The organism is Pseudonocardia sp. ICBG1293, assembly GCF_020131355.1.
Classification (GTDB): domain Bacteria; phylum Actinomycetota; class Actinomycetes; order Mycobacteriales; family Pseudonocardiaceae; genus Pseudonocardia.
The window spans coordinates 1-20,365 of record NZ_JAHLEL010000067.1 but is presented as its reverse complement, the minus strand read 5'-3'; the positions used below and the strand labels follow the sequence as shown (position 1 = coordinate 20,365).

Annotated in this window: 22 protein-coding genes and 3 pseudogenes; 18 read left to right on the top strand and 7 right to left on the bottom strand. The window is 68.7% G+C overall.

All coding sequences use genetic code 11. The features are described 5' to 3' along the window. Positions 1-598, bottom strand: a 598-nt coding sequence (locus KPF47_RS35555; protein WP_224392894.1) for a Scr1 family TA system antitoxin-like transcriptional regulator, incomplete at its 3' end; no start/stop codon positions are given. A gap of 294 nt (positions 599-892) precedes the next feature. Between KPF47_RS35555 and KPF47_RS35550 the strand changes: the two genes are divergently transcribed. The 14 genes from KPF47_RS35550 to KPF47_RS35485 all read left to right on the top strand — a co-directional run bounded on the left by KPF47_RS35550 (position 893) and on the right by KPF47_RS35485 (position 12,247). Continuing rightward, positions 893-1,207: a WhiB family transcriptional regulator gene (locus KPF47_RS35550; RefSeq protein WP_308015386.1), complete on the top strand. Its 315-nt coding sequence runs from the start codon at positions 893-895 to the stop codon at positions 1,205-1,207. Continuing rightward, positions 1,207-1,584 (top strand): hypothetical protein, encoded by a 378-nt coding sequence (locus tag KPF47_RS35545; protein ID WP_224389016.1) that lies wholly within the window; start codon positions 1,207-1,209, stop codon positions 1,582-1,584. Before KPF47_RS35550 ends, KPF47_RS35545 begins: the two co-directional genes overlap by 1 nt. A gap of 117 nt (positions 1,585-1,701) precedes the next feature. After that, positions 1,702-2,142 (top strand): hypothetical protein, encoded by a 441-nt coding sequence (locus KPF47_RS35540; protein ID WP_224389017.1) that lies wholly within the window; start codon positions 1,702-1,704, stop codon positions 2,140-2,142. Positions 2,143-2,169: 27 nt separating this feature from the next. After that, positions 2,170-2,508: a hypothetical protein gene (locus tag KPF47_RS35535; RefSeq protein ID WP_224392893.1), complete on the top strand. Its 339-nt coding sequence runs from the start codon at positions 2,170-2,172 to the stop codon at positions 2,506-2,508. A 174-nt stretch (positions 2,509-2,682) separates the two neighbouring features. Continuing rightward, on the top strand, positions 2,683-3,693 hold the full coding sequence (locus KPF47_RS35530) for a hypothetical protein (protein ID WP_224389019.1): 1,011 nt from the start codon (positions 2,683-2,685) through the stop codon (positions 3,691-3,693). 45 nt (positions 3,694-3,738) lie between these two features. Further along, a complete protein-coding gene (locus KPF47_RS35525) occupies positions 3,739-4,038 on the top strand; it encodes a hypothetical protein (protein WP_224389020.1) in 300 nt (99 codons plus the stop codon). Between the two features lie 102 nt (positions 4,039-4,140). Next, positions 4,141-6,396: a hypothetical protein gene (locus tag KPF47_RS35520; protein WP_224389021.1), complete on the top strand. Its 2,256-nt coding sequence runs from the start codon at positions 4,141-4,143 to the stop codon at positions 6,394-6,396. Then, positions 6,393-7,085 (top strand): HNH endonuclease family protein, encoded by a 693-nt coding sequence (locus KPF47_RS35515; protein WP_224389022.1) that lies wholly within the window; start codon positions 6,393-6,395, stop codon positions 7,083-7,085. Before KPF47_RS35520 ends, KPF47_RS35515 begins: the two co-directional genes overlap by 4 nt. A gap of 42 nt (positions 7,086-7,127) precedes the next feature. After that, a complete protein-coding gene (locus tag KPF47_RS35510) occupies positions 7,128-7,403 on the top strand; it encodes a WhiB family transcriptional regulator (RefSeq protein ID WP_308015578.1) in 276 nt (91 codons plus the stop codon). Between the two features lie 320 nt (positions 7,404-7,723). Beyond that, positions 7,724-9,301: a hypothetical protein gene (locus tag KPF47_RS35505; protein WP_224389023.1), complete on the top strand. Its 1,578-nt coding sequence runs from the start codon at positions 7,724-7,726 to the stop codon at positions 9,299-9,301. After that, positions 9,298-10,659 carry a replicative DNA helicase gene (dnaB, locus tag KPF47_RS35500; RefSeq protein WP_224389053.1) on the top strand — a complete coding sequence of 454 codons (1,362 nt, stop codon included), beginning with the start codon at positions 9,298-9,300 and terminating at the stop codon, positions 10,657-10,659. The genes KPF47_RS35505 and dnaB overlap by 4 nt, the downstream gene beginning before the upstream one ends. Continuing rightward, positions 10,656-11,543, top strand: a complete 888-nt coding sequence (locus KPF47_RS35495; RefSeq protein ID WP_224389025.1) for a hypothetical protein — start codon at positions 10,656-10,658, stop codon at positions 11,541-11,543. The genes dnaB and KPF47_RS35495 overlap by 4 nt, the downstream gene beginning before the upstream one ends. 16 nt (positions 11,544-11,559) lie before the next feature. Next, entirely contained in the window at positions 11,560-11,964 is a 405-nt protein-coding gene (locus tag KPF47_RS35490) for a hypothetical protein (RefSeq protein WP_224389054.1), read from the top strand. Next, entirely contained in the window at positions 11,942-12,247 is a 306-nt protein-coding gene (locus KPF47_RS35485) for a hypothetical protein (protein WP_224389055.1), read from the top strand. Before KPF47_RS35490 ends, KPF47_RS35485 begins: the two co-directional genes overlap by 23 nt. A gap of 138 nt (positions 12,248-12,385) precedes the next feature. Here the strand turns inward: KPF47_RS35485 and KPF47_RS35480 are convergent, their stop codons facing one another. The 6 genes and pseudogenes from KPF47_RS35480 to KPF47_RS35460 all read right to left on the bottom strand — a co-directional run bounded on the left by KPF47_RS35480 (position 12,386) and on the right by KPF47_RS35460 (position 16,847). Beyond that, entirely contained in the window at positions 12,386-12,745 is a 360-nt protein-coding gene (locus KPF47_RS35480; protein ID WP_224389056.1) for a hypothetical protein, read from the bottom strand. Positions 12,746-12,936: 191 nt separating this feature from the next. Next, a pseudogene (locus KPF47_RS35475) lies at positions 12,937-13,778 on the bottom strand (IS5 family transposase). Between the two features lie 330 nt (positions 13,779-14,108). Next, positions 14,109-14,733: pseudogene (locus KPF47_RS35470) on the bottom strand (transposase); the annotation flags it as partial. A gap of 505 nt (positions 14,734-15,238) precedes the next feature. Next, positions 15,239-16,122 (bottom strand): annotated as a pseudogene (locus tag KPF47_RS35465) (IS5 family transposase). Between the two features lie 115 nt (positions 16,123-16,237). Further along, a complete protein-coding gene (locus KPF47_RS39445; protein ID WP_255659583.1) occupies positions 16,238-16,360 on the bottom strand; it encodes a hypothetical protein in 123 nt (40 codons plus the stop codon). A gap of 112 nt (positions 16,361-16,472) precedes the next feature. Beyond that, on the bottom strand, positions 16,473-16,847 hold the full coding sequence (locus KPF47_RS35460) for a hypothetical protein (protein ID WP_224389031.1): 375 nt from the start codon (positions 16,845-16,847) through the stop codon (positions 16,473-16,475). Here KPF47_RS35460 and KPF47_RS35455 point away from each other — a divergent pair. From KPF47_RS35455 to KPF47_RS35440, 4 genes are read left to right on the top strand one after another with little or no spacing between them, the layout of a single operon-like run. Further along, positions 16,840-17,514 carry a DUF4158 domain-containing protein gene (locus KPF47_RS35455; RefSeq protein ID WP_224392892.1) on the top strand — a complete coding sequence of 225 codons (675 nt, stop codon included), beginning with the start codon at positions 16,840-16,842 and terminating at the stop codon, positions 17,512-17,514. The two genes, KPF47_RS35460 and KPF47_RS35455, sit on opposite strands and share 8 nt — an antisense overlap. After that, positions 17,511-17,894, top strand: a complete 384-nt coding sequence (locus tag KPF47_RS35450) for a transposase (protein WP_224392891.1) — start codon at positions 17,511-17,513, stop codon at positions 17,892-17,894. Before KPF47_RS35455 ends, KPF47_RS35450 begins: the two co-directional genes overlap by 4 nt. Next, positions 17,843-18,556: a hypothetical protein gene (locus KPF47_RS35445; RefSeq protein ID WP_224392890.1), complete on the top strand. Its 714-nt coding sequence runs from the start codon at positions 17,843-17,845 to the stop codon at positions 18,554-18,556. Before KPF47_RS35450 ends, KPF47_RS35445 begins: the two co-directional genes overlap by 52 nt. Next, positions 18,553-19,851: a transposase gene (locus KPF47_RS35440; RefSeq protein ID WP_224392889.1), complete on the top strand. Its 1,299-nt coding sequence runs from the start codon at positions 18,553-18,555 to the stop codon at positions 19,849-19,851. The genes KPF47_RS35445 and KPF47_RS35440 overlap by 4 nt, the downstream gene beginning before the upstream one ends. The last annotated feature ends 514 nt before the right edge of the window (positions 19,852-20,365 follow it).

The window sequence follows — 20,365 nt, the reverse complement described above, 5'->3', positions numbered from 1 at the left end:
AATTGCGCTTGGCTAGCGAGGTGATTCTGTCCAGCTGGTCGACCATCACATGAGTTCCACCAAACTTCTGCCTGAGTAGACATTCGGTTACGACGACCTCCATCTTTCGGGGAAAAGTGTAGAGGATGTTTTGGCGGTCGATACGCTCCGCAATTTTGACGGCTATGGTTCGCTTCGAGCTGTAGGTGGTAGAGTGAAAAAAGTGGCGCATGTATGCGGCTGACTGAAGAAGGTCTGGCACGAAAGAGCTGTGCCAGGTTAGGATGGATGCGGCCTCGAGTTCGATGGATTCGACGTCGCCGCGCCGCGCCTGCCATCCATTTAGGCTTGAATTGCGCTGCGGCGCTGACTTCCTTGGCGCGGCGTCGATTTCTGCGAGCAGCTCCGCTAGGGAGTCAGAGGGGGCCCTTGTGGCTCGAAGCCATTCCTGTGTCTCTTGTTTGGTGACGTGCGATTTCCCTAATTCGATCCGACTGACTCGCGATTGGTCACATCCGATGGCGTCGGCTAATGTTCGCCCAGACATTCCCGCTGTGAGGCGGAACTTTCGCAAGCGTGCGCCGAGTTGGGCCCAGGGATTGTTCTGGCGAGAAGTCACGCCCCCCCCGTTGCGTCTGAATGTTGTCTCGTTATGGACTCTGAGTTAGCGGGCTGCTCTGACTGTGAAGGCTGCCCTTGGTGGGGACTGGTCGCCCCCTCCACTGTCGGCTGCAGCTCCGGCGCTGCCGCAGGCGGGGGCTTGACTTGCGTGCCAGCCCCCTGCAAGCTGAGGTGGTCGATGTAAGAACTTCCAGTTCCTGCATTGGCTACATAAGTTGAGTGGTTGGGCCTCGGCGGGTTGAGAGCCGCCGAGGCCCTTGTAGGCCACCCAGAGTGCGAAGAGGTGACCCACGTGGTCGAGCGTAGTCCTGTCTTTGACGACGATCCGGGGCCTGGAGCTCCGGTCCCGGTCGAGTTGTCGTCCCATCCAGCACGGCACTGTCTCGATGTCGACCCGGAGGTGTTCTTCCCGGTCAGTGAACTGGGTGTGCTGCAGGCTCGTCTCGTGTGCACGGGCTGCCCGGTGCGTGTCGCGTGCCGGGAGTGGGCGACAGCGACGGGCGAGTACGGCGTGTGGGGCGGCACGACCCGCGAGGAGCGCACCGCTCAGCGGCACGTAGCCATCGCCGCCGTCGCGGCGGTTGACGGTCGGGCGGTGGCGGCCTGATGTCGACCTCGGCGGGGACGGTTCATCTGCCTGCTCTGAGTGCTCGGCGTGCGGATGCGGTGTTGCGTCGCAGTCAAGTCCGCCGGGACATGTTCGTATCGGCGTACGGGCAGGCGTCCACGCCGGTCGAGCGCTTGATCGCGGCGTTCGCCGCCGTGCGAGCGACGCTTCCTAAGAACCGGGCCGGGTCGCCAGAGGTCATGCGGCGGATCGATCGCATCGCCGACGACCTGGCCGACCTGTTCGTCGAGCTCCACGCCGGCCAGGAGGCTGCCGCTCACAAGGCAGTGCGAGCGAAGCAGCGTCAGGCCGAGCGGGCGCAGGCCCGCCGCGAGCAGCGCCAGGCCGCCGTTCCTGCTGCTGGCGGTGGTCGGTGATGCAGGTGCGTGCCCGGTGTGTGGTGTGTCGCAGGTCGATCGAGATTCCACGGGATGGCGGTGTGCTGCCGCGGACCTGTAGCCGCTGCCATCGGCAGCGGGTGGGAGGTGGTCGTCGTGCCGCAGCCCGCATCTGACCAGCACCAGGACGAGCAGAAGGTCGAGGGCGCTCCGGATCGTCCGGGTCTCTACATCGTCGACCCGAACACCGCGCCGCCCACCGGCGGCGAGGACCAGACGGCTGCACCGGCGGAGCCGGCCGTGAAGCCGTTGGCGCCGTGGGACCAGCGCATCGCCCAGGCCATCAGCGATCTGGTGGAGGCGCGGCCGCGGTGGAACGAGCAGCCGCCGTCGTATGCCCAGACCTGGGCGTATTCGCGGGCCGGTGACTGGACCACCTCCAGCAATCAGCTGGTGAGAGCCGTGCACGCGGCGCTGACGCTGGCCGCCCTGGCGATGGTGTTCCCGCTGGACTGGCTGGCGAACGTGATCCGGGACAAGCCGTCCGGCTTCGTGATCACGGTTGTCGTGGTCGTCCTACTCGCCCTCGCCATCTGAAGGAGGCGGTTCATCGTGTCGTGGTCGATGTTCATTCCGTCGTCGATGCCCGCGCTCGGCGCCCTAGCGTTGATCCTGGCGATCGTCCTGGTCTATCTGGATGTGCCCGGCAAGGGCGTGGACTGGGAGAAGGTCGCCGCTGTGTTGGCGGTGGTCGGCGGGTTCGGCGTCGGCGGCGCGTCCGCGGGCTGGTTCGGTGGGCTGTTCACCGCGTTGTCGGGTGGTGCGTTGACCGGGGCCGGGCAGGCCACCGCCCAACTCGTCGGCGTCTCCGCGGTCGGCGCCGTAGCGGCGCCGCGGGCTGTGGGCCTACAGCGCCTACGCGGCGCCGGGATCGGGGATCGGCAACCAGGACGAAGTCGCTGATGGTCGTCGCCGCCCTGGCCCTGGTCGGCACCGTCCTGGCGGGTGTCCCGCGGCTGTACAGCGCCGCGGACACCTTCATCGCCGCGCTCGCGGCATCCCTCACCTGATGCCGTCGATGTCCTCGACCTCGGTCGATGCAGGCCGATACGACACTAGAGAAGAGAGGAGCGGCTGATGGAGGCGTTCTTCCTGACCTGTGTCGTGGTCGCGTTCTTCGTGACCAAGGGCCGCACCGACACCGCCGCCTACAGCAACGGCAAAGAACCACCCGGCCTCACCCGAGCCCGCATGCGCCACGAGAACGCCGGCGGCGGGGCCCGCACCAGCTCGGGGCGCCCGACCGGGCAGGGCGCGTTCGGACTGCTGGTCGCCTCCCGCTGGACCGAGGCCTGCCGGGCCGCCCAACACCGGGCCGAACACCGCGCCGCGCGGCGCCGTGCCTGGTTCGACGAGACCGCGCCGTCCCGGGACGAGCGGTGGCGCACTACCCAGCAGCGTCGCCTCGACAGGGCGGATCGTGCGCGGGCCCGGTGGGCCCAGGCCCGCGGCCTGCTCCCCGTCGCGGGCTCCGGCAGCGCGAGCGGCGCCAGCTCGGCGATCGGTACCGGTTCGGCCGGGCCTGCGGGGGCGAAGAGCTCGGAGCCGTGGGGTCGACGGCGACACGCCACTTGTCCCGCTGCCGGGGCATCGGGTGGTGCGGTGGTGGCGACCGATGATCCCGGCCTGCCTTCCCCGCCTGTGGCGGAGCAGGTTCCGGTGGCCCGCCCGGTCCCGGATGAGGACGGCGGCGTCGACCTCGACGACTTTCCCAGCACTGCCCCGGAGGCGGCGCCGTCGTCGTCTCCGTCTGGCACGGCCCCGGCAGCAGAGTCCTCGCCGACGGCTACCAGCACAACTACTTCTTCCGGAGGAGACGGGATGTATGAGGCAGCGGTAGCGCGGTTGATCGCCGCGGCGGACGCGTGTGGCGTCTACCAGACCCAGCTCTCGGCGTTCACCGACCGGCTGTCCGGGGACGGCTGGGGCGACCAGGTCACCGGGCCCCTCGCCGATTCGCTGTCGGGGCTGAACGCCGCCGAGGGCCTGTACCGGGGCCTGGCCGAGCAGATGCGCGCCCAGGGCGACCGAGGCCGGGACGCCTACGACCAGGCCCCGTACGTGCCCGGCCCGCACGCCGTCCTCTAACCGGCACCTGACCAGCACACACACCGAAACAGAATGGAGATGACGGTGATGGCGACACTGGACGTGGACGGGAACTACGAGTTCCTCTCAGCCGCTCTGCGGGACGCAGCCTCAGACCTGGAACAGCTCATCGGCACTCACCGCTCGCTGGTGGACGAGTTCGAAGGTCACGGCTGGACCGGCCTGGACGGCCTCGACGGTGCGGGCACCCATGTCGGTGCGGTGATCGACAACCTGTCGGCTGTGGCGGAGCGGATCGGTGTGGGTGGGCAGATCGTGCGTGACGCCCTGACCGCCAATCACATGATCACGCGGGCGTCGAAGGCGTCCCTGGGCCACGGCTGACTAGCGGGTGGGTTTCGAGTCCCGCCCACACCACGGGTGGTGTGGGCGGGCGCTCCGGCTCCATCAGCACGGTTCTGACCAGTAGAAGAAGGAAGGACGGTCATGACCCGGTCGAAGTCTGTTCCGACGATCACGCGGAAGACGCGGTTCGAGCATGCTGCCCGGCTCGCGGCGCAGCGGGCCGAGGCGCGGCCGCAATCCCGACAGACCGCCCGCGACCGCGACGGTGCTGTCGACGACACGACGACTGCACCCGGCTCGGGTGCAGTGCTGGGCGTGCTCTGGTCGCGGGTGAAGGGAACGGTCGTGCCCGGCGCCGACGACGTGGCAGCGGCGGCCTCGGCTGGTGGTGATGATCGGGTGGAGAACGCGCGTCGGGTGTTGGTTGCGGCCCGGAACCGACGGCGGCGGTGGCCGTGGATCCCGGCCGCACTTGGTGGTGTGGCCGGGATGGGTGGGCACTGGCTCGGCGCCGGGCTGGCGGCGGTGGCCGGTGCGGACCCGGCGGTCCTCGCCGCGCCCGCCGCGGCGGTGCCGTTGGGTGCAGCTGCGGTGGTCGCTGCCCGCTACCGGTCGGCGGTCGGGCGGTGGTGGCCCGAGCTGGCCGGTAGTGGTGCGGGTGCATCAGTTCTGGCCTATCACCTCGCCGCGGCCGGCCCGTCGCCGCTACTCGCCGCCGCCGCGGTCCTCGGCACCACAGCGATCGGTGCCCGCTGGTGGCGGGCACACCCGATCGGGCCGCGGGTTGCGGCGTTGACGCCGCCGCAGCAGTTGCCTGCGGTCGCGCCGCCGGACCCGGAGCACGACCGGTACTGCTTGGCGTGGGCGGAGACCAACGCCGCCAGGAACGGGAAGGTCCCCGGGTCACGCCTGACCAACCGCACCGACGACGCATACACGACGTGTTTCGATGTGGTCCTGGCCCGCGGGACACACACCCTCGATGACCTGGTCTCCCATCGGGTACGCCTGGCCGGTGGGCTCGGGCTCGACGCCGACCGGGTCCTGTTCGCGCCCGGGCGCCGTGGGGAAGGTGCGGCGCGGGCGCGGTTGACGATCATCCACACCGACCCGGTCGCGCAGACCCGGTTGTTCACCGCGCCACGCGTGGCCGACGGCGTGATCAAGGGTGTCGGCCGGTCGATCGACGGGTCCGGCGAGGTCGATGTGCTCATGTGGGATGACGGCGGCACCGTCCCGACCGCGGTGCTCGGGTCGACCGGTGGCGGGAAGTCCGGCGCTACGAACATCCTGGTGACCTCGGCGTTGTCGACCGGCGTCCTGAACCTGCTGTATGCCGATCCGAAAGGGAACTCCTCCACCGCCCTCGCGACACGGGCGCGGGTCGCGGTCATCGGCAAACAGAACGTCCTCGCGTTGCCGCGGCTGGTCACTGCGATCCTGGCCGCGCGCGCACAGATCGCCGCCGAGGCCGGCTCCGATCTGATCTTCCCCAGCCAGGACGTCCCTGGGTGGATGTTCCTGCACGACGAGTACTCCTTCGTCGCCCACGACCCGAAGGTCGCCGCACTCTGGACCGAGACCGTCAACACCGTCCGCGCCCTGGGCATCTGGCTGGTCGGGCTCAACCAGTCCCAAGGACAAGCAGCGTGGGGCGGGGACCATGCCCGGTCGGCGTTCGCGGCGCAGGTGATCGCGTTCCGCACCAACTCGAAATCATCCTCGGATCTGGTGCCGGGCCTGCTGTTCGACCCGGCCGAGCTCCCGCTCAACGATGCCCGGCCGCGGCGGCCGGTGCCCGGGATGGCCGTACACGCCCACCTGGACGCGCCGGTCCGCTGGGACTGGCTGCCCTCGGACGCGGACGCGGCCCGGATGGTCAGCAAAGGCCTCCCGGCGCCGGCGTTGACCGCCTCGACCGCGTTCGACCGCTACTTCAACCAGCCGGAGTTGCATCCACTCGACGACGCCGCGATCACCAGCGTGCTCGGCCCGGCGGTGGGCGGGCGGTGGCAGGTCGGCGGGCTCGGTGGCACCCACCACCTCCTCGACACTGACGGGCCCGGCCCGGCCGGCTTTCCGGGCGGCCCGCGGCGAGCCGCGTGGGGCACCCGCACCACCGGCGCCGGTGGTGCCGACACCGCCGCTCTGTCAGCTGCTGCTGCGGAGGTCGTGTTGTCGCCGGTGCAGGCCGAGGTCCTCGCTCTGATCCAGGGCGGGACCGCCACGACCGGGAACCTGGTGGACGCGGCGACCGTGTCGAAGGCCGCCGTGCACGACGCCCTCGACACGCTGATCGGGTGCGGCCGCATCAGTCGTGTCGCCCGGGGCCGCTACCAGGCCACCCTGGATGATCGAACCCCGGATGATCGGGATGAGCAGGACTCGACATCATGACCCGGATGAATCAGGTGCGCAGGCGTAGCCCGGTCGGGGAACGGCGGGCCGCGACGCTGCTGATGGCAGCCCTCGCCCTGACCGTGTTCGTACTGGTCGAGGTCTGGGCCCTCCGCGACGACACCGACACCGACACCGGTTCAGGCGCGGCGGGGTCGGCGGAGATGGTGACTGCGGCCGGGCCGGTGGATGTGTCCGGGCTGCGGGTCGCCCCGGACCGGCACGGGCGTGACTACCGCCGCGACGCGTTCGGTCCCGGCTGGGCGCTGGCGGTCGGGCCGGGCTGCGATGTCCGCGACGCTGTCCTGGCCCGCGACCTCACCCAGACGACGGTCACGCGTGGCTGTGACGTGACAGTGGGGACGCTGCGGGATCCTTACAGCGGGCAGACCGTGACCGGCCCGACCCGTGACCTCGATGTCGATCACGTCATCCCGCTCGCGTTGGCGCATCGGTCCGGCGCGCATGCCTGGACCGATGCCCGGCGTGAGGAGTTCGCGAACGACCCGGACAACCTGCGCGCGACCACCGCGCAGGTCAACAGGTCGAAGTCCGACCACGGCCCCGAGCACTGGATGCCCCCGGTCGACGCGTGTGCCTACGCCCACGACTTCGTCCGAGTCGCGGCCCGCTACCAGCTCACCGTCACCGCGCAGCGCGCCCACGCGCTGCAGAGCGCCTGCCGATGAGCAGGCACGTCATCGCTTGACCGTGAAGGAGCGGAGGTCATCATGTCGTCCGGTATGACGGACGTGTCCTGGCCGGGCGCTGGACTCTGTGCCCAGACCGACCCGGGTGTCTTCTATCCCGAACCTGGCGAGCCCGCCGATACCGCGAAACGGATCTGCACGCTGTGCCCGGTCCGGCTCCCGTGCCTGGAATACGCCCTGGCCACCGGCGAGCAGTACGGGATCTGGGGCGGACTGTCAGCGAACCAACGACACCACCTGCGCCGCGGCATCCCCGGTACCGCAGCGTCCGCGGCGGGGGATCGGAGATGTTCGTGATCCGCCCGCCCGCAGACCTACCAGCGTCGGCGTCGCTGCCGCGACCGGGCCGGTGGGGCGGATGTGGCGACCGCGAGCGACCTGACTACTGTCTGTCCCCCGAATACGACAAACGGCCCCCACCCACCAAGGAAAAGGGCCGCCAGTCGTCCATCCAACCAGCCGTGAGGCTGAGATAGGAGAACTCTACCTATGACCGGCCACCCCGGCCACCCCGGCCACCCCGGCCACCCCGGCCACCCCGGCCACCCCGGCCACCCCGGCCACGAGCCGTTTACACCTGTTGACCTGTGGGTCTCCGCATCGACGGGTGGTGTGCGATGAGCACGCCCTGGAGGAACTCCCCACACCGCGCCGCGCCGGCGGTGGCCGGTCGGGAGCCGTTCACCGTGGGTGTGGCGTCGGCGACGAGCATCGGGCTCTCGCCGCGGTGGGTGCATTACAGCGGTGTGTCCCCGGCCGCGCGGGTTGCGGCGGAGGTCCTGGCCGATATGGCCACGATGCGCCCGGCCGGTGATCAGGCCCCGGTGCTCGATCGTGAACGGCTGGCCTATCACGTCGGTGTCGGTCGCGCGGACAAGCTCGCCCCGATCCTGGCCGAGTTGATCGAGATCGGATTCCTCACCGTCTACGACGGTGGTGCCGACCCGGACACCGGTCGCCGTCGGCAGCGCCGCGACGGCCGCGGCCGTCCGGTCCCGGACCGGTTCGCGGTCAGTCTGCACCCGCCGGCCGGCTACCGCGGCGCGGCGACGCTGACCGAGGCCGACGCCGCGTTCACCGCGGCGCGGGACGCGGTCTACCGGGACGTCGAAGCGACCGGGAAGACGCCCCGCGCGGGGCGTCACACCATCCCACGGCCTCGCCCAGACCGTTCCCGATCGCCGCAGGTCAGCACTGTCCCCGGATCTCGGGGACAGGTCGAAGGTCCTGTCCCCGAGATCCGGGGACAGGAAGAGTTCGCCCTGGTCGGAGCTGTCCCCGAGATCGGGGGACAGGGTGAGCCGACTGTCCCCGGATTCCGGGGACAGTCAGAGTTTGTGCAGGTCAGGACTGTCCCCCGTTTTCGGGGACACCTTCAGATCGAGAGATCTTCGATCTCTCTCGAAGAGAGAGAGATCGAAGGATCGAGCGCGCTCGCGCGCGGGTCGGCTCCGCCGCCCGCTCCGAGCGCCGCGGCGGCCGCGCCAGCCGGGTTCGGTCGCGGCGGTTCGGTTGTCGAGGCGGTCGGTCTCGGGGCGGGCGGTCTCGCCGAGCGCACTGGGCTCGATGGCCGGGCCGAGGCATTCACCGAGGCACTCACCGAGCCGGTCGATGAGGCGCTGGATGTGTCGCTGGGGGTCGAGGCTCGGGAGGTGGTACGTCGGTTGCCGTGGGTGGCGTGGGCGCAGGCTCGGGGCAAGACGGGGTGGCGGTTGACCCCGGCGGATGCTGATCAGGTCCAGGCCGCGATCTGTGAGGCCGTGTCCGTGCACGGGCTGTCGTTGGTCGAGGCGGCAGTGATCGGGCAGGCGGCGTTGTCGGAGGCGAAGGGCGCCCCGGTCGTCTACGTCGTGAACGCCTTCACCCGCCACCTCGCTCGCCGACGCCGCGCTCTGACTGCGGAACCACTGGCCGAGACCCCGCTGCCCTTGCTCGACCCTCCAGTCCGCCGCGACGGCCCACAGCGGCGCTCTCAACGCCCGGAACAGGCCACGCAGGATCAGCCGGCGGCTGCTGGCGTCGACCCGGTCTCCGTTCCTGAGCAGGTCGAGACCTCGGAGTCGTCGGCGGCGTGTGGGATGTGTGAGGCCCGTGCCGGTGACGGTGCGGTGATGCGGACGGTCGACGGGGGCGACGGCCGGTGTGTGCCGTGCCCGGCCTGCCGTCCCGGTCAGAGCTCGGCGGTGACCGCGTGAGCACCTCGACACCGGCCTCGGAGTCGGGTGCGGGGCCGTTGCCGCCGCACGATCTGGTCGCCGAGCAGGCGGTGCTCGGGGCGATGATGCTCTCGCCTGAGGTGGTCGGGGAGGTCACCGAGACGGTGACGGTCCGGGATTTCTACCGGCCCGCACATGCCGCCGTCTATCAGGTGATCTGCGGCCTCGATGCCAGCGGGGAGCCGTCGGATCCGGTCGCGGTCGCCGCCGAGTTGGACCGTCGCGGGGAGCTGGGTCGGATCGGTGGCGCGGCGTCTCTACACACCCTGATCGCGGCCGTACCGACCGCGGCGAACGCCGCCTACTACGCCGAGATCGTGGCCGAGAAAGCGACGCTGCGCCGCCTGGTTGAATCCGGGATCCGGATCCAACAACTCGGCCACATCGGCGTGCAGTCGGGGGAAATCAGCGGGGTCATTGACCGGGCTCGTTCTACGCTGGACGGCGTGTCGGCTGTGCATGATGATTCCGCTGGGTGTGTCGCGTTCGGATCCGGTCACGCCGCGTGGCTCGCCGGGCTGGACGGCCTGCAAGCCGGCTGGGGTGAACCCGGGCTGCCCAGCGGCCTGGACGACCTGGACGAGGTCACCGGCGGCTGGAAACCCGGCCAGCTGATCGTGATCGCCGCCCGCCCCGGGCTCGGGAAATCGACCCTGGCCCTGGACATGGTGCGGGCAGCATCAGTCCGGCACGGCAAGACCAGCGTGATCTTCTCCCTGGAAATGTCCGAATCCGAGATCCGCGACAAGATCATCGCCGCGGAGGCGCGAGTCCGGGTCTCGGATCTCCGCACCCCACATGCGCTCGATCAGGTCGCCTACGAGCGGATCACCGCCGCCGCGACCCGGGTCCTCGCCGGTGGCGAGTTGTTCATCGACGACACCGCGACCACAACGGTCTCCCAGATCCGGGCGAAGGCGCGCCGGGTGCAGGCCCGCCACGGCCTGGACCTGATCGTCGTGGACTACCTCCAACTCATGTCCTCCGGTAGCCGGGTGGAGAACCGGCAAGTCGAGGTCAGCGACTTCTCCCGACAGCTGAAGGTGCTGGCGAAAGACTTCGACGTCCCGGTGATCGCGCTATCCCAGCTCAACCGCGGACCCGAACAACGAGCCGACAAACGACCCGTGCTATCGGACCTACGCGAGTCCGGCGCACTGGAACAAGACGCCGATATCGTGATCCTGCTGCACCGCCCCGACGCCTACGACCACAACGACCCCCGCGCCGGGGAGGCCGATCTGATCCTGGCGAAGAACCGGGGCGGCCCCACCCGCACCATCGCGGTGGCCCACCAGCTGCACTACAGCCGCTTCGCCGGACTGGGCCGCCGATGACCGCCGACGAGCTCACCACCGGCACGAACACCCTGGCCGTGCCAGCACCCAAGCCTGAGCTGAAGCCGAAGTCAGGGCCCGAGACGGTGGTGTTGCTGTTCGGTCCGGGTGCGTTGCGTCGGTTGCAGGACGGGACGAAACGTGCCGCGGTGGTCCCTGCGAAGCAGGTTGGATCGCTGAAGGTCGGGTCGTCGTTGACGGCGAAGTCGGTATTCGGCGACGCTCGCCTGCCGCTGCAGGTGCGGGCCCGCCACGACCTGCCCGGCGGTATTGACGGGCTGCCCGCACTCGCGGAGACGGCGGGCCTGACACTCGCTGATTTCACGGTGGAAACGGAGTGGTCGGGTTACCTCACGACGGCGCGGCAGAACGTCCCGAAAGCGGCGGTCGTGCTGGTCGTCGACCCGGCCGGGCCGATGACCGGGACGTTGTATGACAAGAAGAAGAAAAAGAAGACCTCCGGGTCGGGGCCGTGGGCGTGGTACCGGGTGGACCTACAGCTGCAGCCGGTGGCGGATGCCCAGATTCACCCGGCCGACCGCAAGCCCCTGGCGACGCGGATCAGGACGGTATGTGACCGGCTCGCCCCCGAGGCCCAGATGCGTGAGGCGGTGGATGCGGTGGCCGAGGTGTTGCTGGGTTCGCACCGGGCCCACGGGACGATCACCCGCGAGCTGCGGGCCCGGATCGGGTCCGCCCAGACTGATGCGGCGGTGGCGTGGTTGCGGCGTAACAAGCTGCTGGTCGGTCTGGGTGCTGAGCGGGTGTGGAGCCCGCGCCTGTTGGTCGGGTTGCGGATCCAGATGCCGGCCTCGTTGGCCGGGGACCGCACACCCGAACCGGATACCGCCGATGTGGCGGGCGCGGTGGCCGGCGTCCGGTGAGGAGGGTGGTCGCGCCGTGAGCGAGCCCGTGGCCGAGTCGTCTGTGTGGGTGGGCGGGTATCGGATCGAGGCCGATGTGGAGCTGTCCAGCGACTGGCTACCCGCGTCGGCGTTCACGATGATCTATCCGACGGTGGAGGGTGCGATCCCGGTCGCGATCGAAGGGGTCGCCGACGCCGAGATCGACGAGGTACGGATCGTGCACGTGGCCACCGGCCGGGTCGCGTGGCGGTCCACCGACGACGACGTCGACGGCCCCACGGTGGACCCGGCCAGATGGGACTGTGCTCGGCCGGTCGTGTCCTGCCGACTATCGAGGGAGAACCGGTATGGGAGGTCGGGCCGCGAAGGTCGTCGTCAGCGAGGCGTTGTCGACGGACACCGATCAGCGCCATGTCGTGGTCGCTGCATCGACCGGTGAGATTCTTGATGACGCGCAGGGACGCGGATACAAGACCGCGCATGATGCGTATCGAGCCTATACCTACAAATCGCTGGCGCCGCCGAAGCGGCATGTCGTGAAGCGGAAAGTCACGACATGGTGCGCCGAGCACGAGGCGCTCATAGCCGATGCCAAGAACATGGCGTTCCACGCGGCGCAGGACGGGGAACCGCTCACGACAGCCGATGTTGAGCGGCTGTTGTTTGAACACGGTGTCCTTGAGTTGCCGTTCACGGTCCGGGACTTGATGCGGCACTGGTGACGATCGTTCCCGGTCCGGGGGCGGTGTTGACCGGCCCGGCTGGATCGTGACGCAGCTGTGGGGCCGGCGGACAGGAATCTGTCCTTGAGCCGGTGATTTGGGCCGTTGATCGCGACGACGACGCGGTGTTCGTCTGGTTCAGAGCTGGAGACCGCGGCGGCGGTAGGCGCTGTCCCGGTCCAGGTAGGACACGGCGAGTGCGGCGATGGCGATGGTCAGTAGTTGGATCTCATCGGGGGTGTAGTGATCCGGCAGTGCCCGTCCGAGGATGTCGCCGCCGGTGTCGTCGGGGTCGTAGGGGGCATCGGCGGGTGGGAGCTGGGCGGGGCCGGCGTAGCCGTCGGCGATCGTTCCGCGGCGGCAGTGGCCGGAGAAGTAGTCCATCAACGCATACGAGGCCTGGTAGAGGTGAGGGTCCTGACAACATGTCTGACGATCCGCGGGATGCTGCTCCGTGCGGTCGTCGGCGGGCCCGGTCCGTCCCTTGCGGCCTGGCAAGAAGGACCGCCGCAGGGGTGGGCCGAGGCTGCCATGCCCTGATCGCGGTCGGCCTCGGCCCTGGGAGGGTTGCTCCCGCCCCGGACCGTGCTCCCCAGCCAGCCGGGTGGAGTCAACCGAAGCACCCGTACAAGGCTGAGTGTGACCTATAACCCATTAGTGAGTAAGAGGTCGCGCGGATTGGTTGGTGATCATGGACGTCGTGCAGGTCGGGCGTTCCAGCGGTGTGTGGTCCAGGCCTGCCGAATCAAGCTACGGAGTGTGACGATCGTGTCGGCGAGGTCGAAGAACGCGTCGACGACGATTTCTCGTCGTTCGTAGCAGCGCTGCAGCCGGTTGAAGCTGTTGTGCCAAGCGTTGGTCCGCTCGACGTGCCAGCGGCGGGTGGCCTGGATCGGCGCTTTCTCACCCTTGTGCGCGATCTCGCCGTGCAGGCCTCGTTCGGCCAGCGTGTCGCGGGTCTTGCCGGAGTCATAGCCGGCGTCGAGGTGCACGGTGATGTCGTCGGGCAGCGGGCCGAGAGCATCGAGGCGGTCGAGGGTGGGGCCCAGTAGCGGGGAGTCGTGCCGGTTGGCTCCGGCCAGGACTCGGCCCAGCGGGATGCCGTATCCCTCGACGAGCACCGAACGTTTCATACCCTGTTTGCGCCGGTCCACCGGCGACGGACCGGCGACCTCGCCGCCGCCGGGGGCCTTGGTGATGGCGCCATCGACGGCGATGTCGTGCAGCAGCAGACCGACGATGCGGTCGTAGGCGTCCAGGACGATCCGACGCAGCTGGGCGAAGACCCCGAGCCTGATCCACTCGTCACGACGATCGCGGATGGTGGTCGCCGAGCAGGTGCTGTCAGCGATGCCCTCATACAAGCAGCCGAACCGCAGTACCTGCAGAGCTTGTCGAACACGATCCGATCCGCGATCCGGCGGCGATGGCAGCCCAGCGGATGGGTGGGATCGAACTCGTCTCGATGAGGCAGCAGCGCGGTGAACTGGTCCCACAACGGCTCGGTCAGCCATGATGGCAGGGTGGGCACGCGGCCTCCAGACGATCACGAAGCGTAGATAACTTCATGATCGGCAGGCCCGTACCCGCCCTCGCCCCCAGACACTCGACCGCGGCCAAGCTGTGACCAATCCGCGCGACCTCTAAGAGCGCGCGGATTGGTGGTGATCATGGACGTCGGCAGGTCGGGCGTTCCAGCGGTGTGTGGGTCCTGCCTGCGAATCAAGCCTACGGAGTGTGACGATCGTGTCGGCGAGGCGAAGAACGCTCGACGACGATTTCTCTCGTTCGCTAGCAGCCTGCAGCGTTGAAGCTGTTGTGCCAAGGTTGGTCCGCTCGAATGCCAGCGGGGGTGGCTGATCGCGCTTCTCACCCTTGTGCGCGATCTCGCCGTGCAGGCCTCGTTGGCCAGCGTGTCGCGGGTCTTGCCGGAGTCATAGCCGGCGTCGAGGGCACGGGATGTCGTCGGGCAGCGGGCCGAGAGCATCGAGGCGGTCGAGGTGGGGCCCAGTAGCGGGGAGTCGTGCCGGTTGGCTCCGGCCAGGACTCGGCCCAGCGGGATGCCGTATCCTCGACGAGCACCGAACGTTTCAACCCTGTTTGCGCCGGTCCACCGGCGACGGACCGGCGACCTCGCCGCCGGGGGCCTTGGTGATGGCGCCATCGACGGCGATGCGTGCAGCAGCAGACGACGATGCGGTCGTAGGCGTCCAGGACGATCCGACGCAGCTGGGCGAAGACCCCGAGCCTGATCCACTCGTCACGACGATCGCGGATGGTGGTCGCGAGCAGGTGCTGTCAGCGATGCCCTCATACAAGCAGCCGAACCGCAGTACCTGCAGGAGCTTGTCGAACACGATCCGATCCGCGATCCGGCGGCGATGGCAGCCCAGCGGATGGGTGGGATCGAACTCGTCTCGATGAGGCAGCAGCGCGGTGAACTGGTCCCACAACGGCTCGGTCAGCCATGATGGCAGGGTGGGCACGCGGCCTCAGACGATCACGAAGCGTAGATAACTTCATGATCGGCAGGCCGTACCCGCCCTCGCCCCCAGACACTCGACCGCGGCCAAGCTGTGACCAATCCGCGCGACCTCTAAGAGCGCCCGGCAAATGAGGTCGGGGGGTGTCGTTGCAGGTAGAGGCACGGACCTGCAAGTGATCATGGGATTGCTGATGTCCTGATGGTCGCCTGGAGGGTCCGTGCCTCTACCTGCAACGACACCCCCACGACCTCATTTGCCGGGCGCTCTAAACATACTTCGGATGGCGGTGTCATGGCCTGCGCCCAGCTGGACGACGACCAGCACACAGCATGCTGCCGACGGGTGTGTGTAGTGGCATCCACCAGAGTGGTGTGCGACCGGCTCGGTGACGGGCAGAGCCGGGGTTGGGCGGCCACCGCGTGATCTTCTTGAGCACCTCTCACGGAACTCAAGAAGCCGGGTGTGCTCGCTGCTCGCCGGAGTTAGAGCGCCCGGCAATTGATGGTTATCGGAGTCGACGGGTCGTGGGTCGGGTTGTCCAGCGGTAGCGGCTGCGGGCACGGTTGATCAGCCGGCGGATCACGGTGAGCGCGGCGGCGAGGTTGAGGTAGAACTCGACGATGATCTTCCGGCGATCGGTGAACCGGCGCAGCTTGCCGTAGCCGTTCATCCAGGAGTGCGTGCGCTCGATGGGCCACCGTCGTCCTGCCTGGATCGGAGCCGGGACCCCCGTGGTCGCGATCTCGCCGGTGAAGCCCAGGGTGTGCAGCAGAGTACGGGTCTTGCCGGAGTCATAGCCGCGGTCCAGGTGCACGGTCGGGAACAGATCACCACCGTGGGCGTCGCGGTGGCGGGGCAGCGGGCCGATCATCGTCACGATGCCGGTCAAGGTCGGTTCCAGCAGGGGCGAGTCATGGTCGTTGGCTCGCGCCGCGACCAGGTGCAGCGGGATGCCCTGGTCATCGCAGGCCACGGACCGTTTCGTGCCCTGCTTGCCGCGGCCGACAGGGCTGCGGCCGGCCACCTCGCCTCCGCCTGGTGCCTTGGTGATCGATCCGTCGACCGCCAGATCGTCAAGATCCAGGCCGAGTATCTGGTCGTAACCGGCCAGCGCGGTGCGGAGCAGTTCCTCGCTGACTCCCGCGGTGGCCCAGTCATCGAGACGGCGGCGGATGGTGCGGTCCGAGCAACCCGGCGTGGCGATGCGTTCGTAGCCACTACCGTGCACCAGAGCGGCAACGACGTGGTCGAACACGACCCGATCAGAGATCCGGCGACGGTGACAGCCCCACGGATGGGCGGGTCGAACTCCGGGCGCCGCTCTGCCTCGATCAGGGCAGCGAACTCGACCCAGAGGGGGTCGATCAGCGATTCTGGCAATAGAGGCACGGACCCTCCAGGCGACCATCAGGACATCAGCAATCCCATGATCACTTGCAGGTCCGTGTCTCTACCAACACCGACACACGGCCACCTCTACTGCCGGACGCTCTAAGAGGTCGTTTCAGAACGACTTGTCGAGTTTCCATTGACCCCTCGACGACAGATCAAACGGCAGGTCAGATAGCCGCTTGTCGTCTACAACAGACACGTCGACCTCGTTCTGAAATGACCTCTTAGAGGTCATTTCAGAACGAGGTCGACGTGTCTGTTGTAGACGACAAGCGGCTATCTGACCTGCCGTTTGATCTGTCGTCGAGGGGTCAATGGAAACTCGACAAGTCGTTCTGAAACGACCTCTAAGGCCGGCTCTTCTCGCCGGAGGCGAACAGGTAGACGAAGCCGCTGTACATGATGGTCAGCAGGGTGTAGCCGCATAGGTAGCTCAGGCCCGGTGTCACGGCGTCGAGCGCGGTCTTGACCGGTGACAGGCCGAAGGTGTTCGAGGCGGCAGCGATCGCGAACAGCAGCGTGATGGCCTTGTTCCAGTCGGTGGGCTCGTCGGTGCGGGCCAGGACTGTCAGCCGCCATCCGGTCAGGATGAGCAGCGCTGTCCAGAGGGGGTCGCCGTAGTATCCGGGAATAATCGGGCGGATATGGCTGGGTAGGCTCCTGACCAGGGGGTTTCTGGGGTTCTGGTCGGGAGGTTGTCGGGTGGTCGCTCCGGTGTTCACAGACGTCGAGCTGGAGAGGCTGCGGCGGTTCCCGGAGATCGGCCGGGAGGAGTTGTTCCGGTTCTTCACGCTGGCCCCGGCGGACGTTGCGTTTGTTGATCCCGGTCGGGGCCGGGGCGCGGCGGATCGGCTGGGTCTGGCGGTCGCGGTGTGCTCGTTGTCGTGGTTGGGGTTCGTGCCGGATGAGGTGGCGTCGGCGCCGCAGGCGGCGGTGGTGCGCCTGGCTGAGCAGTTGCGCGTGGATCCGGCCGTGATCGGTTCGTATGGGCGCCGGGCGAAGACCCGCACCGAGCATCTTCGGCTGGCGGCGCAGTATCTGGGGTGGCGGCCGCCGACGACGCTGGAGATCAAGGAGCTCGACGAGTTCCTGCTGGCGCGGGCGATGGAGCATGATTCGCCGACGCTGCTGTTCCGGCTGGCGTGCGAGTTCCTGATCTCGGCGCGGGTGATCCGGCCGGGACCGGTGACGGTGGTCAAGCGGGTCGCCCACGCCCGCGAGGTGGCCCGGCAGGAGACGTTCGACCGGTTGGCGCACGAGTTCACCGACGCCCGCCGCGTCGGGCTGGACGGGCTGCTGGTGGTGGATTCGGAGATCGGGATGACCCGGCTGCGGTGGCTGGAAGGGGGTGGAGGCCTCGGCGCGGTGGAGGCCTCGCCGCGGCGGTGAAGGCCGAGATCGCGAAGCTGGAGTTCCTGCGCGGAATGGACGCCCACGCGTTGGACCTGTCGGTGCTGCCGGCCGAACGCCGCCGGTTCCTGGCCACGGTCGGTCGCCGCCTCACCGCCCAAGCGCTGGAACGGCGGGAGCCGGAACGCCGGTACCCGATCTTGCTGACGTTGCTGGCCCAGTCGGCGACCGAGGTGCTCGACGAGGTGGTGGCGCTGTTCGACCAGGCGCTCTCGGCGCGGGAGAGCAAGGCCGCGCACAGGATGCGGGACTATCTGGCCGAACGCGCCAAGTCCGGGAGGACCGCCAGGAGCTTCTGGACGCGATCTTGGCCATCGTGGCCGACCCGGCGGTGCCGGACGGCGATGTCGGCGGTCTGATCCGGGGCGAGCGGGTCGGCTGGGACCGGCTGCGTTCGGCGCAGTCGAGCGCGTTGCCGCCGCTGCCGCGCGATCACGGGCACCTCGCCGCGCTGGACGGCTCGTACGGGTACCTGCGCCAGTTCACCCCGAACGTCCTCGACGCCGTGACCTTCGCCGGCGGCACCGCCGCGGCCGAGCTGCTGGAGGCGGTGGCGATCCTGCGGGAGCTCAACGCCACCGGCGCCCGCAAGGTCCCCGACGACGCGCCGAGCGGGTTCGTCCCGGCCCGCTTCCGCGGCTACCTGGACACCGCCGCGGCGAACCGCAGCGCGACGGCGTATCGGCATTACTGGGAGCTGTGCGTGCTGCTGGCCCTGCGGGACGGGCTGCGCACCGGGGACGTGTTCGTGCCGGGCAGCCGCCGTTACTCCGACCCGGCCGCCTACCTGCTCACCGAGGACAAGTGGGCGGATCAGCGGGCGGAGTTCTGCCGACTGGTCGGCAAACCCTCCGACGCCGCCACCGGCCTGGCCGAGGCCGAAGACGAGCTGCACACCGCGCTGGGCAAGCTGGAAACGACGCTCGCCCACGGCGACGGCCCGGTCCGCCTGGACGACGACGGCGATCTGGTGATCTCCCCGCTGACCGCGGAGGACATCCGGCCGAGGCGAGAGCGTTGAAGGCGGAGCTGACCGAGATGCTGCCGTTCGCGCCGATCGTGTCGCTGCTGATCGAGATGGACAAGCGCACCGGGTTCCTGGACTGCTTCACCCACGCCGGCGGCAAGCAGGCCCGCACGCGCGAGCTGAAGCGGAACCTGATCGCGGTGTTGCTCGCCCAGTCCACCAACCTCGGGCTCACACGGATGGCGGACGCGTGCGGGATCTCCTACGACATCCTGGCCTGGACCGCCGAGTGGTACGTACGGGAGGAAACGCTGCGGGCGGCGAACCTGGCGCTGATCGGCTACCACCAGCGCCTGCCGCTGACCCCGGTGTTCGGCACCGGCACGCTGTCCTCTTCGGACGGTCAGCGGTTCCCGACGCGAGGTAAGTCGGTCACCGCCAGGGCTCTGAGCAGGTATTTTGCGCACGAGGGCCTGTCGACCTACACGCACGTGACCGATCAGCATACCACCTACGGCACGAAGATCATCGTCGCCACGAAACGCGAGGCGCACTACGTCCTGGACGAGATCCTCGGCAACGCGACCGACATCCCGATCACCGAGCACGCCACCGACACGCACGGCGTCACCCTGGTCAACTTCGGGCTGTTCGACCTGCTCGGGTTGCAGCTCTCACCGCGGATCCGGGACCTGGGCAAGATCACTCTCTACCGGACGGGTGCGAAGGCGGCGGCCGAGACGGCGTTCCCCCTGACGGGGCCGCTGTTGGCTCGCAAGCTCAACACCGACCTGATCGCCGAGCACTGGGACGACCTGCTGCGCCTGGCCGGGTCGCTGAAGTTCGGGCACGCCACCGCATCGCTACTGGTCGGGAAACTCTCGGCGTCCGGGCGGCAGAACGCGCTCGCCGCGGCGCTCAAGGAGTACGGCGCGCTGCGCAGAACCGTCTACACCGCCCGGTACCTGTCCGATCCGGCCTACCGGCGCAAGATCTCCCGGCAGCTGAACAAGGGCGAGTCGCTGCACGCGCTCAAGCGGGACCTGCTCTACGCCCACGAGGGCATGATCCGCGCCCGACACCTGGAGGGACAGACCGAGCAGGCGTGGTGCCTCACCCTCGTCACCAACGCCGTGGTCACCTGGACGACCGAGTACTACGGCCTGGCCGTCGAGCAGATGCGCGCCGCCGGTCGCCGCATCGACGACGAGGTCCTGGCCCACATCTCCCCGGCCCACTCGGAGAACATCAACTTCTTCGGCGCCATCGAGGTCGACATCGACGGCGAACTCGCCCAACTCAGCCCGACCGGCTACCGACCACTACGTGTCCGCGACACCCTGTTCTGATCAGGTTCGCCGTCCTCACGACGCGACGCCCCCGTCATCGGGCAAGTTTCACTCACTGGCCAGCCACCACAGCACCCATCGTCGCTGCTCAGACCCACTGTCGTCTCTCTGGCAGCGCACTCCGTGGCCACTGCTGTCGAGACGAGTCCATGGTCGCTTCCGCCTCGATAGATTGAGACACGCGATAATCGCGGCTTATCTGACCTATCCCACGAACCACGAGGTCACAGCCCTCCATCCATATCCGCCGACGAAAATTCCGGATACTACGGCGCCCCCCTGTCGGCGCCGAGGCCGCCGAGCTGGTGGGCAAGATCGTCGCGAAGGGCCGTAAGTACGAGTACTCCTGTTCGCCACACCGGTGCCCTCGGCGGAGTCGCCGAGGGCGGTGGCGAAAGTCCTGTCAAACGGGCGTGCTTCGCGATCGGCGACCACCAGGGCAACGACGCGATCCTCGGCACCGGCAAGCACCAGCCGGGCTCTCTCGGCGACCACGCTGCGCCCCATGACCGTG

What these genes read in the sequence shown, in the direction of transcription:
- KPF47_RS35535 (WP_224392893.1), top strand. Translation starts at nt 2,170, where the DNA reads ATGTTCATTCCGTCGTCGATGCCCGCGCTCGGCGCCCTAGCGTTGATC.
- KPF47_RS39445 (WP_255659583.1), bottom strand. Translation starts at nt 16,360, where the DNA reads ATGACCTCTAAGAGGTCATTTCAGAACGAGGTCGACGTGTCTGTTGTA.
- KPF47_RS35515 (WP_224389022.1), top strand. Translation starts at nt 6,393, where the DNA reads ATGACCCGGATGAATCAGGTGCGCAGGCGTAGCCCGGTCGGGGAACGG.
- KPF47_RS35545 (WP_224389016.1), top strand. Translation starts at nt 1,207, where the DNA reads ATGTCGACCTCGGCGGGGACGGTTCATCTGCCTGCTCTGAGTGCTCGG.
- KPF47_RS35510 (WP_308015578.1), top strand. Translation starts at nt 7,128, where the DNA reads ATGTCGTCCGGTATGACGGACGTGTCCTGGCCGGGCGCTGGACTCTGT.
- KPF47_RS35530 (WP_224389019.1), top strand. Translation starts at nt 2,683, where the DNA reads ATGGAGGCGTTCTTCCTGACCTGTGTCGTGGTCGCGTTCTTCGTGACC.
- KPF47_RS35520 (WP_224389021.1), top strand. Translation starts at nt 4,141, where the DNA reads ATGACCCGGTCGAAGTCTGTTCCGACGATCACGCGGAAGACGCGGTTC.
- KPF47_RS35495 (WP_224389025.1), top strand. Translation starts at nt 10,656, where the DNA reads ATGACCGCCGACGAGCTCACCACCGGCACGAACACCCTGGCCGTGCCA.
- KPF47_RS35505 (WP_224389023.1), top strand. Translation starts at nt 7,724, where the DNA reads ATGAGCACGCCCTGGAGGAACTCCCCACACCGCGCCGCGCCGGCGGTG.